A 16,287-nucleotide genomic window follows, 5' to 3' on the forward strand; every position below is an offset into this window, starting at 1 on the left:
GACGTTTACGGTGACACCATGCGCCCCACGACTGACCTGCAACGCAGGGTGGCTCCGTTCGAAGTCGTCTCCGACTTCGAACCCAGCGGTGACCAGCCGACCGCGATCGCGGACCTGACGCGTCGGGTCAAGGCAGGTGAGCAGGACGTGGTCCTGCTGGGCGCCACCGGCACCGGCAAGTCGGCGACGACGGCCTGGCTGATCGAGCAGGTGCAGCGGCCGACCCTCGTCATGGCGCCCAACAAGACGCTCGCTGCCCAGCTGGCGAATGAGTTCCGCGAGCTGCTGCCCAACAACGCGGTCGAGTACTTCGTCTCTTACTACGACTACTACCAGCCCGAGGCATACGTCCCGCAGACCGACACCTACATCGAGAAGGACTCCTCGATCAACGACGAGGTGGAGCGGCTGCGGCACAGCGCCACCAACTCGCTGCTCACCCGGCGCGACGCGATCGTGGTCGCGTCCGTGTCGTGCATCTACGGCCTGGGCACGCCGCAGGAGTATGTCGACCGGATGGTCCAGCTCAAGGTCGGCCAGCGGCTCGACCGGGACGACCTGCTGCGCCGGTTCGTCCAGATGCAGTACACCCGCAACGACCTCGCCTTCACCCGAGGCACTTTCCGAGCCCGCGGCGACACGGTCGAGATCATCCCGGTCTACGAAGAGCTGGCGATCCGGATCGAGTTCTTCGGCGACGAGATCGAGCGCATCTACACGTTGCACCCGGTCAGCGGCGAGGTGGTTCGTGAGGAGCAGGAGATGTACGTCTTCCCCGCCTCCCACTACGTCGCCGGCCCCCAGCGCATGGAGCGCGCGATCGGCGGAATCGAGGCCGAGCTCGAGCAGCAGCTCGCAACCTTCGAGCGCCAGGGCAAGCTGCTGGAGGCTCAGCGGCTGCGCATGCGCACGACCTATGACATCGAGATGATGCGCCAGATCGGGTCCTGCTCCGGTATCGAGAACTACAGCCGGCACATCGACGGCCGCGGTCCCGGGACCGCGCCGAACTGCCTGATCGACTACTTCCCCGAGGACTTCCTGCTCGTCATCGATGAGTCGCACCAGACCGTGCCGCAGATCGGCGCGATGTACGAGGGCGACATGTCACGCAAGCGGACCCTGGTGGACCACGGGTTCCGACTGCCGTCGGCGATGGACAACCGCCCGCTGAAGTGGGAGGAGTTCCTCGAGCGGATCGGGCAGACCGTCTATCTGTCCGCGACGCCGGGCGACTACGAGCTTGCCAAGAGCGACGGCTTCGTCGAGCAGGTGATCCGGCCGACCGGACTGATCGATCCCGAGGTCGTGCTCAAGCCGACCAAGGGTCAGATCGACGACCTGCTGCACGAGATCCGCGAGCGGGCTCAGCGCGACGAGCGTGTCCTGGTCACCACGCTGACCAAGAAGATGGCCGAGGACCTCACCGACTACCTGCTGGAGAAGGACGTCCGGGTGCGCTACCTGCACTCCGAGGTGGACACCTTGCGCCGAGTGGAGCTGCTGCGTGAGCTGCGGCTCGGCGAGTTCGACGTGCTGGTCGGCATCAACCTGCTGCGTGAGGGCCTCGACCTGCCAGAGGTGTCGCTCGTGTCCATCCTGGATGCCGACAAGGAAGGCTTCCTGCGTTCGGCCAGGTCGCTGATCCAGACCATTGGTCGTGCGGCCCGCAACGTCTCCGGGCAGGTCCACATGTACGCCGACAAGATCACGCCCTCGATGCAGGAAGCGATCGAGGAGACGCAACGGCGGCGCGAGAAGCAGCTGAAGTACAACGCCGACAGGGGCGTCGACCCGCAGCCGCTGCGCAAGAAGATCGCGGACATCACCGACATGCTGCAGCGTGAGGACGCCGACACGGACGCACTCATGGGCTCCGGCAGGTCACAGTCGCGCGGCAAGGGGCGCGGCCGTGGGGGACCGGGTCAGGTCCAGGCCGACGCCGGCGTCGCCTCGGGCCGGCTGGACAACATGCCGGCGAGTGACCTGGCCAACCTCATCCAGGAGCTGACCACTCAGATGCACCAGGCTGCCTCGGACCTGCACTTCGAGCTGGCCGCCCGACTGCGTGATGAGCTCGGTGACCTCAAGAAAGAGCTGCGGCAGATGCAGGACGCCACGCGATAGCTCCCCGACATAGCGGCTCCGCGCGCCATCTCCCTGCTTGTGCATACATGTTCATGATGAGTTCGCCCATCTTGTGGCCGCCGGCGGTTCGCTGCGAATAGGGTCAGGCGCACGATCAGTCCGTGCTGCTCGTCCTCCTTCTCAGAGCGAACAGCTGCCGCGACTGGCGCCGATGTCTAGACAAGATCGGAGCCTCCCATGGCTGCCAAGCCCTCTCGTCGTGCCGTCCTTGGTGGAGCGATCGGCGCCACTGCCCTCGCCGCGCTGCCACCGAGTGTCCAGCGGGCGCTCGCCGCTCCGCCTCGTCCAGGGACGCTGTCCGACATCGAGCACGTGGTCATCTTCATGCAGGAGAACCGCGCCTTCGACCACTACTTCGGCACGGCGCCCGGAGTTCGCGGGTTCGGCGATCGGACCGCGGTGCGGGGGATCAATGGGCAGCCGGTCTTCCGCCAGCCGGACCCGACCCGCGCTGAGGGCTTCTTGGCGCCGTTCTCGATGAATGCGGCTCACACCAACGCCTACCGGCAGGGCGCTCCGGACTTCAGCTACACCACCTCGATGGGCGCTTGGGCTCGGGGTGTCGCGGACGGCTATGTCACCCGGCGCGGGGGAGGCTGGCTCGGCCAGGGCTTCTACGAGCCCGCGGACATGCCGTTCTATGCCGCGTTGGCGTCCGTATTCACCGTCGGGGATGCCTACTACTGCTCGATGCAGACCAGCACGAACCCCAACCGGGAACACTTCATGACCGGCACGAGCGGTGCGACGGTGCGTGACCTAGCGGTCTTCGACAACACGGAGATCCCCGCTGGCTACGAGTGGAAGACGTACGCCGAGCGGCTCGAGCAGGCCGGGGTGAGCTGGAAGACTTATCAGGCGTTGGACAACTTCGATGACAACGCACTGGCCTGGTTCAAAGCCTTCCACGATGCGAAGCCCGGGTCCTCGCTGTACGAGCGCGGCATGCGGATGGCCGGCGACAGCAGCCAGCAGGGTGACCCGTTCGCGATGGGTGACGCGCTGGTCGCGGAGTTCGCCGCCGACGTCAAGGCCGACAAGCTGCCTCAGGTTTCCTGGCTCGTCGCACCTGCGGCACTGTCCGAGCACGCGGACTACGCGCCGCCGAACGGCGAGCATCTGACCGCCCAGCTGCTGAGCGCGCTTGCTGACAACCCGGCTGTCTGGGCGAAGACGGCGTTCATCCTCAACTATGACGAGCACGGCGGGTTCTTCGATCACGTCCTGCCTCCGGTGCCGCCGCTGGGCAACGGACGCGGCAAGAGCAGTGTCAGCACCGATGGCGAGCTGGTCGTTCGCGTCACGTCTGCTGAAGGCGGCACCGCTCACCGGGTCGTCAATCAGGCCGGCCAGTACCGCGTGCGCGCAGCCGACGGGAGTCTGTCCTGGTCGAGCTCTCTGCCGGCGGGGGAGACGCTGGTGTCAGGCCCGCACCCCCTCGGGCTCGGCATGCGCGTACCGCTGATCATCGCCTCGCCCTGGACCCGTGGCGGGGCCGTCGACTCCACGGTCTACGACCACACATCGGTGATCCAGTTTCTCGAGCGGCGTTTCGGCGTGCTCGAGACCAACATCAGCCCCTGGCGCCGCGCCGTCACCGGCGATCTCGTCTCCGCTTTCGACTTCTCCGGGGACGAGCCGCGGTGGCCACGCCTTCCGGACACCAGTGGGAACCGCAAGAAGAGCGAGGACGCCGCCGGTCGGCCGGCGCCGACCGTGCCCAGTCCTCAGGTGCTGGTCCGCCAGCAGGCCGGAACCAAGCGACTGCGGCCGCTCCCATACGCGCTCACGCTCAAGAGCACCCTGCGACCCGGAGCCGTCGACCTGGAGCTGGACAACGGTGGCGACCAGGCGGCCGTCTTCGCGGTCTACCCGGAGCCGGGCGAACCTCCGAAGCACTACACCGTGTCGCGCGGCACGGGGATGAAGGACACTTGGCCGATCTCCGCCGCCGGCTTCGATCTGCGCGTCCATGGCCCCAGCGGGGCGCTGTGGCACCTGCGCGGCCGTGACGTGTCGCTGGACGCGAGTGTGGAGACACACGGCCGGGTGGCGTCGGCCGTGGTGCTCAACCACACGCGCAAGACCCGCACGTTCGTCGTCGGCGATCTGGCGTACGGCGGTGGCGTCCGCGAGGTCCGGGTGCCGGCCGGCCAGAGCCGCACGGTTCCGATGCCGATCGCCCAGCACGGTTGGTACGACGTCGCCGTCACCCTGGTCGACGATCCGTCCTTCCTGCGTCGCCATGCCGGACGCCTGCCCTCGCCGGCAGAGGCTGTCACCGATCCGGCGCTCGGTGTCCCTGACCCGCTGGCCACCTGGCTCACGCTGCCGACCACGCCCAGCGCGGCCGGCCAGATCACGATCGTGCCCGGTCGCCCGACCCGGCTCACCGCACAGCTGGTCGCCACAGATGCCGTCACGGACCTGGTAGGCGAGCTGCGCGTACCGGCCGGCTGGCGCGGACACCCGACGGCGGGCGTACCCACGAAGGTCGCTGCCGGACAGGCCGTCACCGCGACCTGGGAGATCACGTCACCGGTAGACCTCACCGACAAGGACACCCGACTGCTCCAGCTTCGTCTGCACGGCCGTGCCGCACGCCGCATGGTCGTGACGGAGGCTGCTTCGATCCCGGCGGTCGCGGCCGCTCTGACCACGTCGGCGAAAGTGGAGACGACCTCGACCACCATCGATGAGGAGGTGATCGTGCCGGGAGCACCGACCCGTCTGAACGTCGCGTTGACCGCTGCGGACGACCTCAGCGGGATCACGGCGGCCCTGGTCGTCCCGTCAGGCTGGGCATCACGTCTGGTGACTGCGGCCCCGAGGACGCTGGCGGCGGGCAAAGTGGCCACCGCGACCTGGGAGGTGACCGCTCCGGCACACCTCACCAACGACGACCCGCGCAACCTGCGGGCCACAGTGCGTGGCTCAGCGCGCGGCCGGGTCATCGAGGCCAAGGCCGAGTCCGTCCCGATCGTGGCGCCGAACATGACCGGTCACCTGCTCGACGAGGACTTCGAATCTCTGGTGGACAGGCTGCAGCACGCCGTTGATCGGCCCGCGCCCAGTGACATGCTCGGCTGGACGACGACTCCACCGGCGGGATGGTCGATCGTCAACGCCCCCGGAATGCCGCAAGGAACCAAGGAGCTGCAGGGCTGGTCGTTCATGACCAAACGGATGTTCGGCACCGGAGGGCAGGACCGCGCGAGCTTCTCTCGGGGGCTAGGCATCCTGGCGGTCGCCGACCCGGATGACTGGGACGACACGGGCAACCCGTCCGCCAAGGGAGCATTCGACTCGACCCTGATCTCACCGGCGGTGCCGGTCCCGGCCGGTGCGACGAAGCTCTACCTGGTGGTCGACTCGCACTACCGTCAGGAGGCGCCGCAGAAGGCGACGCTGACGGCCACCTTCGACGCGGGCGCACCCGTGCAGGTGGTCTCCTACAGCGGCGACAGCACCGGGAACGACAATGCCGGTAAGGATGTCGAGAACGCTGAGATCCGCAAGGAGATCGCGGTGCCGGCCGGGGCCACGAAGGTCACGCTGCGCTTCCGGGTGTTCGACGCGCGCAACAACTGGTACTGGGCGGTCGACCACATCAGGCTGGATTCGGGAGTGATCGACTGACCCGACGCCGCGCCGGCCAGCGATCTACTACGCTTGGTAGTTGTGACTACGACCTCAAGCTCCGCTCGTCCCCTGCACCGCATGGTCTTTCGCGTGGTGGCCTTCGCCGAGGCCCTCTCGTGGCTCGGCCTGCTGATCGGGATGTACTTCAAGTGGATCGCCGATGCCGGCGAGGGCGGCGTGAAGGCCTTCGGCCCGATCCACGGCACCGTCTTCATCGTGTACGTCGTGGTGACCCTCTGGGTCTCGCGCGCGTTCCGATGGGACGCCAGGACCACCGTCCTTGGGCTCGTCAGCTCGCTCCCGCCGTTCTGCACCGCGGTCTTCGAGGTCTGGGCGGACCGCCGAGGGCAGCTCACCCCGGAGCCGGCCGCGTCGGCCGCCGAAGTGCCCGCCTGACGAGACACCGTCGTACGAATGAGCCCAATTCGCCACGGGTGTGTCCCGTCTGGGAGACTCATGCGTGGAGGGGAGTATCCCCGAAGCGCAACCTCGTCATCACGGCTTTCGGCCCGGGGTTGCACGCCTTAGGGCGGGAGAGACCTCCGGACACCCATTGAGCCGTGCCCGGAAGGTTGCTATTGATGCATGTCGAACCCTGGGTCTGGATCGTCGTCGTCGGCACCACAGCAGCGCTGCTGCTGCTCGACGTCTTCGTGATCGGACGCCGCCCCCACGTTCCCTCCAACCGTGAGACCTCGCTGGCCCTCACGTTCTTCATCGGCCTGGCTGTGCTGTTCGGCCTCGGCGTCTGGTACTTCTCCGGAGGTCAGTACGCCGGTGAGTTCTTTGCCGGATGGCTGACGGAGTACTCGTTGTCGATCGACAACTTGTTCATCTTCTTGATCATCATGGCGCGCTTCAATGTGCCGGCGAAGTTCCAGCAGGAAGCCTTGATGATCGGCATCATCATTGCGCTCGTCCTGCGCGGCATCTTCATCGCCGTCGGAGCGGTCGCGATCAACCAGTTCGCCTGGATCTTCTACATCTTCGGTGCCTTCTTGATCTACACCGCTTACAACCTCTCCAAGGAGGGTGAGAGCGATGACGACGAGTACGAGGAGAACCGTCTCCTGAAGTTCGTCGAGCAGCGTTTCCCGGTCACCCAGTCCTGGGATGCGGGCGTCAAGATGCGCACCATCGAGCAGGGCAAGAAGGTCCTGACACCGTTCGCCATCGTCATTCTGGCCCTGGGTACGACGGACCTGCTCTTCGCGCTGGACTCGATCCCGGCGATCTTCGGCCTCACCAAAGAGCCATTCCTCGTGCTGATGGCCAACATCTTCGCGCTGATGGGTCTGCGTCAGCTGTACTTCCTGATCGGTGGTCTGCTCAAGAAGCTCGTCTACCTGAGCATCGGCCTCTCGGTGCTGCTCGCCTTCATCGGCGTGAAGCTGATCATGCACGCGCTGCACGAGAACAACTTGCCGTTCATCAACGGCGGCGAGCCGATCCACGGCGTGCCGGACATCCCGATCTGGCTCTCCCTGGTCGTCATCATCGGGGTCCTGGCGGTCACCGCGATCGCGAGCCTGGCGAAGTCCAAGCACGACGAGCGGACGCAGCTGAACGCCTGATCTCAGGAGCGACGTACACCGGCGCCGATCACCTCTGTGGTGGTCGGCGCCGTTGCGTTGTCCGCGGTCAGCCCTCGGGTACGCCGGCCGTGCGGCCCCCGCCGAGAACGACGACGCTGGCGAGCACGACCAAGGCCATACCGACCAGTCGAAGGGGCGCCAGGGTCTGGTCCAGCACGATGAGCCCGGCGATCGCGGCGGCGGCCGGCTCGACGCTCAGCAGGATGCCGAACACGTTGGCTCGCATCGTCCGTAGGGCGATCAGCTCGAGCGAGTAGGGCACGACCGATGAGAGCAGCGCGATGCCGAGACCCTTGGCCAGCACCTCGCCCTGCAGAAGGTCCGCACCGGCACCGAGGATGCCGATCGGCGTGACGACGGCGGCGGAAAGGAGCATGGCGATCGCGATCCCATCCAGGCCGGCGAAGCGAGCGCCGGTCCGGGCGCTGGTGAGGATGTAGCCGGCCCAGCACGCACCCGCCGCCAGCGCGAGGCCGAGTCCGAGCAGATCGAGATCTGCCCAGCTGGTGTCCAGGGCACCCGATACCAGCACGACACCTGCGCCGGCGGTGACCACGGCCAACAGGTCGAGTCGGCGACGGGACGTGATGGCCGCCAGCGCGAGGGGACCGGTGAACTCGATCGTCACGGCCACTCCGATCGGTAGCCGGAGCAGCGCGCCATAGAACACCAGGTTCATGACGCCCAGGCATGCGGCGTACGCCGAGACGATCAGCCAGTCACGACGGGAGCGGCCGCGCAGCTGTGGCCGGGCCACCGCGAGGAGGATGAGCGCCGCGATGCCCAGCCGAAGGGCGACGGATCCGGCCACCCCGATGGCAGGCAGCAGGGTAGCCGCCATCGCAGCCCCGAACTGCACGGAGCCGACAGCAACGAGAACGAGCGCCGGAGCAGGGAGGGCTCGGTGCGAGCCCACCGGCACGGCGACTCCTCTCAGGCGGTGGGGCCACCGCCCAGCACGCGTGTCTGTCGGTCAGCTCAGGCCGCGGATGCGGCCGATCGAGACCAAGGTCTCGAGGCGGTCGGTCTGCATCGGCTCATCGACGACGCCGTTGCCGGTGCCGGGAGCGTGCAGCATCTGCCCGCGGGCCGTGACGAACCCGACATGGTGGATCGGCTTGCCGGGGTGGGCGAAGAAGTAGAGGTCGCCGAGCCGTTCGTCACCGTGCTGGACGGGGTCGCACGCGGACGCCTGGTCGTCACCGTCGCGGGGCACGACGACGCCGTGTGCCCGGCAGGAGATGTGGACGAGTCCGGAGCAGTCGAGGGCGGTCGGTGAGACGCCACCCCACAGGTAAGGCAGGCCGACGTAGCGGCGCGCCGACTCGACCACATCGCTGGGCGAGACGGGCTCCGCCTTGGGCTCGACCCGGTCGATGCTGGGCGGCTCGACGGGCGTGAGGTGGGCGGTTCGGATCCAACCCGGGTAGCCGCGCTGGTCACCCTTGCTCGGCTGCCACGGGCAGGCGACCTGACTCCAGCCGTCCTGGGTGGCGAGCACGATCACCGGCTCACCCTCGACGACCTGCGAGTCGATGCGGCCGTCGAGACCCCAACGAGTGTCGTCGCGCTGGTCGGCGGAGTCCATGTCCTTCAGCCACTGCTCGTGGTCGGGCCGGTCCGCCGTCATGGCGTCATCGACGGGACGAGGGGCCGCTGGGGTGCGCCAGAGCACCGTCACGGGAGTGGCGACGGTGCTGACCTGCGGCGACGAAATCGATTCCTGCACAGGGCCATCAAAGCAGGAAGGAATAGGAGCTGCCGCAGAACTCCGATTGGTCGGGGTCACCATCCGCGCGCCCGCCACTCGGCCAGGTGCGGTCGTTCGGCTCCTAGCGTGCTGTCGTCCCCATGCCCCGGATAGAACCAGGTCGCATCGTCATAGCACCCGAAGACCCGCTCCTCGACATCATCGATCAGCTGCGGAAACGACTGGTAATCATGGCGATTCGTCCCGCCGACGCCGCTGGGGAACAGGCTGTCACCGGTGAAGAGGTGGACATGACCGGATGGATCGTCGTACGCAAGAGCGACTCCGCCTGGCGTGTGGCCACGCAGGTGGATCACTGTGAATACGAGGTCGCCGACAGTGATCCGGTCGCCGTTCGCAATACGTACGTCGGGCGGCACGGGGAGCGCATCTGCGTCGGCGGCACCCGCATACGTAGTCGCTCCGGGCTGAGCGGCCACGTCCGAGAGCGCCCTCACGTGGTCCCAGTGCTGGTGCGTCGTCACGATGGCATCGAGTGACCCGGACCCCTCGGCGACCAGTGCTCGCACACGTTCGGCATCGTCCGCGGCGTCCACCAGCAGCTGGGCGCCGGTGGCGCGGCAGGTGATGAGGTAGACGTTGTTGTCCATCTCCGAGACCGACGCCTTGCGGATGACGGCGTGCTCCAGCTCGCGAACCGCGGTGGGTCCGCCAGGGGTGACGTGACCGTCGTACGTCGTCGTGTTGTCCGAGCTCATCGTCAGCCTTCGTTCCGGGCGGGGAGAGGGCCGTCGCCGCGTACGCCCTCGGTCAGACCGCGACCCATCCAACCGAGCACAGCGCCGGGGCTGCCGGAGATCGTGACGCCTCCGCTTCCGAGGACGACCGGATCGTATCCGTCGACTGCGACCACCAGATCCACGTCCGGATTGCTCGTCAGCTCGTCAGCGAGGAACGCCTCGACCAGATCTGCAGGGATGTCGTCGAAGCCATAGCCCGCGAGAAGATCCGCGTGGTGAAAGGTGACCTCGCGCAGCCGCAGGTAGGGAACGTTGCCCACCCGGACGTTGAACCCGCCAGGCGTGCGTGGGCAGACGGCAGAGGCGTGCTCGGGGCGGAGCCGGTCGAGCTCGGCGCGAAGGCTGCCTGCCGCTTCCTGGAGGTCGGCGTGGAACTGCGCCGGCGTACGCGAGGTCCCCGACTCGATGTCTGCGTCCCGCGCCTCGTTGCTGGCGTACATCGTGACGTCCGCGCCGTCGACGGCTGACCGGACCACGTTGGCCAGGGCGGGGGCGTTGGCGATGAGGTGGCTGACGACGTGCGCGCGAGACCAGCCGGCACACTGCGACGGCTCGCTCAGGTCCGCTGCGCTCAGCCGTCCGACGGTCTCCAGGAGTCTGGCCGTCTCACGGTCGAGGGTGGCCAGATCCGCTGCGGCAGATGGGTGCTCGGGAAAAGTTCGTGCCATCAGGTGCGGCCTCCAGTGCCGTGTGCGGCCTCGACTTCAGCCTCGGCGAGGCAAACCGCGGCCTTGATCAGGGTCAGATGGGAGAAGGCCTGAGGGTAGTTGCCGACCATCTGTCCAGCCTGTGGGTCGTACTCCTCGGCGAGCAGGCCGACATCGTTGGTCAGGCCGACCAGCCGGTCCATGAGGGCGCGCGCCTTGGAGAGCTGACCGGTCTTGGCATAGGCCGACACCAACCAGAAGGAGCAGGCGAGGAAAGGGTGCTCATCTCCGCTGAGGCCATCGACTCCTGACTCGGTGCGGTAGCGCAGCAGGAACCCGTCGCGCATCAGGTCCTGCTCGATCGCGGCGACGGTCCCGAGCACCCGCGGGTCGTCACCCGGAAGGAAACCCACCAAGGGGATCAGCAGGAGCGAGGCATCGACCTCATCGGTGTCGTAGTGCTGGGTGAAGGTGTTCTTGTCCACGTTGAAGCCCTTGTCCAGGACCTCCTGATGGACCGCGTCGCGCACCTCGCGCCAGCGCTCGACCGGCCCGTCGTAGCCATGCTCCTCGACCGCCTGGATCGCGCGGTCGAAAGCGGCCCAGACCATCACCCGTGAGTGCGTGAAGTGCCGCAGCGGACCACGGATCTCCCAGAGACCGTTGTCGGGCTCGTCCCAGTGGCTGGCCAGCTCGTCGACGAGCGAACGCTGCACCGACCAGCTCTGCGTGGTCTCCTGCAGCCCGCGGTCACGGGCGATCTCGAGCGCGATCATGACCTCGCCGAGCACATCGGTCTGCTTCTGATCGACCGCGCCGTTGCCGACCCGCACCGGCTGGGACCCGGCGTAGCCCGGCAGGTGCGAGAGCTCGCGCTCTGGCAGCTCACGGCCGCCGTCGACGGCGTACATGATCTGCATGTCCTCGGGGTCGCCGGCCAGCGCGCGGACCAGCCAGTCCCGCCACAGCTTGGTCGCACCGACATAGCCGGCGCCGAGCAGGGACTCCAGCGTCAGGGACGCGTCGCGCAGCCAGCAGTAGCGGTAGTCCCAGTTGCGAACGCCGCCGAAGTCCTCGGGCAGGCTCGTGGTCGGGGCCGCCACGATGCCGCCTCGGCGAGTGTCGGTCAGCAGTCGCAGCACGAGAAGGGAGCGGACGACGGCGTCGCGGTAAGGCCCTTGGTAGGTGCAGCGATCGGCCCACTCCGCCGAGGTCTGGTAGGTCGTCTCGATCCGTGAAGGGATGTCCAGCGGCGGCGGGATGTCCTTCCACGAGGCGAACCAGGTCAGGCTGAACTGGAGCCGGTCGCCCGCTCGAACCATCCATCGGTCGCGGTGCTGGCCGTCTTCGGCCACCGGCAGGCGTTGGCCGCGCAGGACGAGCATGTCGGGGCCGGCGATCGCCACGATGACCTCGTCGTCCCGCTCGTGCCCCGGATGGTGGGACACCCACGGTCGGACCTTGCCGTAGTTGAAGCGCACCACCCACTCGTGCTGCATCTCGACCTCGCCCTCGAGGCCCTCGATCACGCGGACGATGTCGGCCCTGTTGTCGCCGAGCGGCATCAGGTCGGTGACCTTCACGCGGCCGGTCTCGGTCTCATGAATCGTCTCGAGGATGCATGAGCGGCCGCGGTATCGGCGGGTGCTGCGGGCCTCTCCGACCGGACCGAGGAGCCATCGTCCATGATCCGGTGTGCCCAGCAGAGCACTGAAGCACGCGGGGGAGTCGAAGCGCGGGATGCACAGCCAGTCAAGGGAGCCCGCCCGGCTCACCAGGGCCGCCGTCTCCGTGTCGCCGATGACGGCGTACTCCTCGATCGGGACCCGCGTGCGCGTGGTCTTTCCCGCGTTGTACGTCGCCTCCCGCGCACCCATGGACCGAGACTAGGCCGCGGCCAGGCTCTGGCGTGAGACCCCGGGTCGGACGGGCTTGTCGGACCCCGCGCCTAGCATGGTCCCGTGGCATCTCCCTCGACATCCGGCGCCGTCTCGGTGCCCTCTGCTGGCACTGGTTCCGCGCGCGACCATCTGAGGGTTCGGGGCGCGCGCGAGCACAACCTCAAGAACGTCTCGATCGATCTCCCTCGGGACAGTCTGGTCGTCTTCACCGGGCTGTCCGGATCAGGCAAGTCGTCCTTGGCGTTCGACACGATCTTTGCCGAGGGCCAACGCCGCTATGTCGAGTCCCTGTCGGCGTACGCCCGGCAGTTCCTGGGCCAGATGGACAAGCCGGACGTCGACTTCATCGAGGGTCTGTCACCTGCTGTCTCGATCGACCAGAAGTCGACCAACCGCAATCCCCGGTCGACAGTGGGGACGATCACCGAGGTGTACGACTACCTCCGCCTGCTCTTCGCGCGTGCGGGTCGACCACACTGCCCGGTCTGTGGCGAGCCGGTCGGTCGGCAGACGCCTCAGCAGATCGTCGACCAGCTGCTCGAGCTGCCGGACCGCACCCGTTTCCAGGTCCTGGCGCCGGTGGTCCGTGCCCGCAAGGGGGAGTACGTCGAGCTGTTCGCTGAGCTGCAGACCAAGGGCTTCTCGAGGGCACGGGTCGACGGTGAGGTCATCTCGCTGGCCGAGCCGCCCAAGCTGGAGAAGCAGAAGAAGCACTCGATCGACGTCGTGGTGGACCGGCTGGTCGCCAAGGGCGCCGGCGACGCCAACGGCAAGCAGCGGCTCACGGACTCGGTCGAGACGGCGCTCGGCCTGGCTTCCGGGGTGCTCGTCGTCGAGATGGTCGATCTCGAGGTCGACGACCCGCAGCGCGAGCGTCGCTTCTCCGAGAAGATGGCCTGCCCCAACGAGCACCCGTTGAGCATGGACGAGATCGAGCCGCGCTCGTTCTCGTTCAACTCCCCGTTCGGCGCCTGCACGGCGTGCACCGGCATCGGCACCGAGCTGGAGGTCGACCCCGAGCTCGTCGTGCCCGACGAGGACAAGTCGATCTCCGAGGGCGCGATCCTGCCGTGGGCCCAGGGCCAAGGCACCAACGACTACTTCATGCGGGTCATCGGTGCGCTGGCGGAGGACCTGAAGTTCACCCTCGACCAGCCGTGGCACTCCCTGCCGGACCGGGCCAAGCAGGCGCTGCTGCACGGCCAGAACCACCAGGTGCACGTCCGCTACAAGAGTCGCTACGGACGGGAGCGCAGCTACTCCACCGGGTTCGAGGGTGTCATCACGTTCGTGAAGCGCCGTCATGCCGAGACGGAGTCGGACTGGAGCCGCGACCGCTACGAGGGCTACATGCGCGAGGTGCCGTGCCCGGTGTGTCAGGGCGCTCGGCTCAAGCCCGAGTCCCTGGCCGTCACGATCGGTGGTCAGTCGATCGCCCAGGTCTGTGCGCTGCCGATCTCCGAGGCCGCGAAGTTCTTGCCGTCGGTCACGTTCACCGCGCGTGAGCACCAGATCGCCGAGCGCGTGATCAAGGAGATCGACGCACGGCTGGGCTTCCTGCTCGATGTCGGACTCGACTACCTCTCGCTCGACCGCCCGGCCGGCACCTTGTCGGGCGGTGAGGCGCAGCGCATCCGGCTGGCGACCCAGATCGGGTCCGGGCTGGTGGGCGTGCTCTACGTGCTGGACGAGCCGTCGATCGGTCTGCACCAGCGGGACAACCACCGGCTCATCGAGACCCTGACGCGGCTGCGCGACCTCGGCAACACGCTGATCGTCGTCGAGCACGACGAGGACACCATCGCGACGGCGGACTGGATCGTCGACATCGGTCCAGGTGCGGGCGAGCACGGCGGTGAGGTCGTGCACTGCGGATCCGTCAAGGACCTGCTGGACCACCCGGACTCCATCACCGGTGCCTATCTGTCCGGTCGCCTGGAGATCGAGACGCCCGCCGTACGCCGACCGCAGGACGGCCGCACCGTGACTGTGCGGGGCGCTCGGGAGCACAATCTCAAGAGTGTCGATGTCAGCTTCCCGCTCGCCAATCTCGTTGCGGTGACAGGGGTTTCGGGCTCGGGCAAGTCGACGCTCGTCAACGACATCCTCTACAGCGTGCTCGCCAACCAGCTCAACGGCGCACGCCACGTGCCCGGCCGGCACCGCACGGTCGAGGGCCTGGACGAGCTGGACAAGGTCGTCCATGTGGACCAGGGCCCGATCGGGCGGACACCGCGCAGCAACGCCGCGACCTACACCGGAGTGTTCGACCACGTCCGTCGGCTGTTCGCCGAGACGACAGAGGCCAAGGTGCGTGGCTATCAGCCGGGGCGCTTCTCGTTCAACGTCAAGGGCGGACGCTGCGAGGCGTGCAGCGGCGACGGCACCATCAAGATCGAGATGAACTTCCTGCCCGACGTCTACGTGCCGTGCGAGGTGTGTCACGGGGCTCGCTACAACCGCGAGACCCTCGAGGTGCACTTCAAGGGCAAGACCATCGCTGACGTCCTTGACATGCCCATCGAGGAGGCCGCCGACTTCTTTGCCGCCGTCCCGGCGATCTCCCGACACATGCGCACGCTCAACGACGTGGGTCTGGGCTACGTGCGGCTGGGCCAGCCGGCGCCGACCTTGTCCGGTGGTGAGGCCCAGCGCGTCAAGCTCGCTGCCGAGCTGCAGAAGCGGTCGACCGGTCGCACGATCTACGTCCTGGACGAGCCGACGACCGGTCTGCACTTCGATGACATCCGCAAGCTGCTCGGCGTCCTGCAGGGTCTGGTCGACAAGGGCAACACGGTCATCGTCATCGAGCACAACCTCGACGTGATCAAGAGTGCGGACTGGATCATCGACATGGGTCCCGAGGGCGGCAACGGCGGCGGCAGCGTGGTGGCCGAGGGCAGTCCTGAAGACATTGCGGCCGTCGAGGCCAGCCACACCGGCCGGTTCCTGGCCCCGGTCCTGGCGAAGGCCGCCGGTTCCGTCCGGCCCTCGACGGGCCGGCGTGCGCCGGCCGCTGCCACCCGGACCTCGTCCAAGGCCACGGCGAGCAAGTCGTTGCCGACCACGACAAAGAAGGCCGTCACCAAGAAGACCGCGGCTGCCAAGAAGTCGGCGCCGCGCAAGAAGGCCGCCTCGGCCAAGGGCACGACAAGGGCCAAGCGTTCCTCTGAAAGTTCGACGCATTCGAGCTGAACCATTGGCCTGCTCCCGACGTAAGCGCTCATAGACGCTCGTCAGCGGAACCGGGCTTGTTCTCCCGTACGTTGGTCGAGCGCGGCCATTGATCGTTCAAGCACTGGGAGATGGATATGACCGAGCAGACTGAGATCACGCAGGCCCTTCCAGGACGACGCCATGTCGTGCGCGGAGTCGGGGCAGCCGGTGTAGCGCTGGCCGCGGCCGGCGGACTCGCGGCGTGCGGTGACGACAGCTCGGACAGCGGCAGCACCGGTGGCGGTGGCTCCGCACCGGCCGGTTCTGGGGCGGGCTCCTCGGCGACGAGCTCGGCCGGCGCGGCAGACGGTGTCTCGGTGCCGACCTCGAAGGTGCCCGTCGGCGGCGGCTTCATCGACGCGAAGGCCAAGGTTGTCGTGACCCAGCCCGAGCAGGGGACCTACAAGGCGTTCAGCGCGGTCTGCACCCACCAGGGCTGCTCCGTCAACAAGGTCGAGAACAAGCAGATCATGTGCCCCTGCCACGGCAGCGTCTTCGATGCGTCGACCGGTGACGTCGTCGACGGGCCGGCGCAGAAGCCGTTGCCCAGCAAGACAGCGACGCTGCAGGGCGCCGCCGTCGTCATCACGTGACGGATCACGCTCGCGGGTGTCGGAGGGTGTTCGT

The 16,287-nt window shown here is 67.6% G+C and carries 11 protein-coding genes; 6 read left to right on the plus strand and 5 right to left on the minus strand.

Going from position 1 to position 16,287, the window contains the following annotated elements; all coding sequences use genetic code 11:
* Positions 1–18 precede the first annotated feature (18 nt).
* The 4 genes from uvrB (at position 19) to VV02_RS14405 (ending at position 7,364) form a co-directional block, all read left to right on the plus strand.
* Positions 19–2,127 (plus strand): excinuclease ABC subunit UvrB, encoded by a 2,109-nt coding sequence (gene uvrB / locus VV02_RS14390; RefSeq protein ID WP_052592509.1) that lies wholly within the window; start codon positions 19–21, stop codon positions 2,125–2,127.
* A gap of 198 nt (positions 2,128–2,325) precedes the next feature.
* Positions 2,326–5,787 carry a phosphocholine-specific phospholipase C gene (locus VV02_RS14395; protein WP_052592511.1) on the plus strand — a complete coding sequence of 1,154 codons (3,462 nt, stop codon included), beginning with the start codon at positions 2,326–2,328 and terminating at the stop codon, positions 5,785–5,787.
* Between the two features lie 42 nt (positions 5,788–5,829).
* Positions 5,830–6,186, plus strand: coding sequence for a DUF3817 domain-containing protein (locus VV02_RS14400; RefSeq protein WP_245633084.1), 357 nt, complete (start codon positions 5,830–5,832; stop codon positions 6,184–6,186).
* 185 nt (positions 6,187–6,371) lie between these two features.
* Positions 6,372–7,364 (plus strand): TerC family protein, encoded by a 993-nt coding sequence (locus tag VV02_RS14405; protein ID WP_052592516.1) that lies wholly within the window; start codon positions 6,372–6,374, stop codon positions 7,362–7,364.
* Positions 7,365–7,431: 67 nt separating this feature from the next.
* Here the strand turns inward: VV02_RS14405 and VV02_RS14410 are convergent, their stop codons facing one another.
* From VV02_RS14410 to VV02_RS14430, 5 genes are read right to left on the minus strand one after another with little or no spacing between them, the layout of a single operon-like run.
* Complete coding sequence (locus tag VV02_RS14410; RefSeq protein ID WP_342667830.1) at positions 7,432–8,307, minus strand: EamA family transporter; 876 nt, start codon at positions 8,305–8,307, stop codon at positions 7,432–7,434.
* A gap of 51 nt (positions 8,308–8,358) precedes the next feature.
* Positions 8,359–9,114, minus strand: coding sequence for a C40 family peptidase (locus VV02_RS14415; RefSeq protein ID WP_052592517.1), 756 nt, complete (start codon positions 9,112–9,114; stop codon positions 8,359–8,361).
* Between the two features lie 56 nt (positions 9,115–9,170).
* On the minus strand, positions 9,171–9,854 hold the full coding sequence (locus tag VV02_RS14420) for an MBL fold metallo-hydrolase (protein WP_052592519.1): 684 nt from the start codon (positions 9,852–9,854) through the stop codon (positions 9,171–9,173).
* A 2-nt stretch (positions 9,855–9,856) separates the two neighbouring features.
* Entirely contained in the window at positions 9,857–10,564 is a 708-nt protein-coding gene (locus tag VV02_RS14425; RefSeq protein ID WP_052592521.1) for a maleylpyruvate isomerase family mycothiol-dependent enzyme, read from the minus strand.
* The gene (locus VV02_RS14430) at positions 10,564–12,420 is read right to left on the minus strand and encodes a glycoside hydrolase family 15 protein (protein ID WP_052592523.1); all 1,857 of its coding nucleotides are present in this window, start codon (positions 12,418–12,420) and stop codon (positions 10,564–10,566) included. Before VV02_RS14430 ends, VV02_RS14425 begins: the two co-directional genes overlap by 1 nt.
* A gap of 117 nt (positions 12,421–12,537) precedes the next feature.
* Here VV02_RS14430 and uvrA point away from each other — a divergent pair, with 117 nt between their 5' ends.
* The gene (uvrA, locus tag VV02_RS14435) at positions 12,538–15,639 is read left to right on the plus strand and encodes an excinuclease ABC subunit UvrA (protein WP_052592525.1); all 3,102 of its coding nucleotides are present in this window, start codon (positions 12,538–12,540) and stop codon (positions 15,637–15,639) included.
* Between the two features lie 116 nt (positions 15,640–15,755).
* On the plus strand, positions 15,756–16,253 hold the full coding sequence (locus VV02_RS14440) for a Rieske (2Fe-2S) protein (protein WP_052592528.1): 498 nt from the start codon (positions 15,756–15,758) through the stop codon (positions 16,251–16,253).
* Positions 16,254–16,287 lie beyond the last annotated feature (34 nt).

Origin of the sequence: Luteipulveratus mongoliensis, assembly GCF_001190945.1 — a bacterium.
GTDB lineage: Bacteria > Actinomycetota > Actinomycetes > Actinomycetales > Dermatophilaceae > Luteipulveratus > Luteipulveratus mongoliensis.

What these genes read in the sequence shown, in the direction of transcription:
- VV02_RS14430 (WP_052592523.1), bottom strand. Translation starts at nt 12,420, where the DNA reads ATGGGTGCGCGGGAGGCGACGTACAACGCGGGAAAGACCACGCGCACG.
- VV02_RS14405 (WP_052592516.1), top strand. Translation starts at nt 6,372, where the DNA reads ATGCATGTCGAACCCTGGGTCTGGATCGTCGTCGTCGGCACCACAGCA.
- VV02_RS14420 (WP_052592519.1), bottom strand. Translation starts at nt 9,854, where the DNA reads ATGAGCTCGGACAACACGACGACGTACGACGGTCACGTCACCCCTGGC.
- VV02_RS14440 (WP_052592528.1), top strand. Translation starts at nt 15,756, where the DNA reads ATGACCGAGCAGACTGAGATCACGCAGGCCCTTCCAGGACGACGCCAT.
- VV02_RS14425 (WP_052592521.1), bottom strand. Translation starts at nt 10,564, where the DNA reads ATGGCACGAACTTTTCCCGAGCACCCATCTGCCGCAGCGGATCTGGCC.
- VV02_RS14395 (WP_052592511.1), top strand. Translation starts at nt 2,326, where the DNA reads ATGGCTGCCAAGCCCTCTCGTCGTGCCGTCCTTGGTGGAGCGATCGGC.
- uvrB (WP_052592509.1), top strand. Translation starts at nt 19, where the DNA reads ATGCGCCCCACGACTGACCTGCAACGCAGGGTGGCTCCGTTCGAAGTC.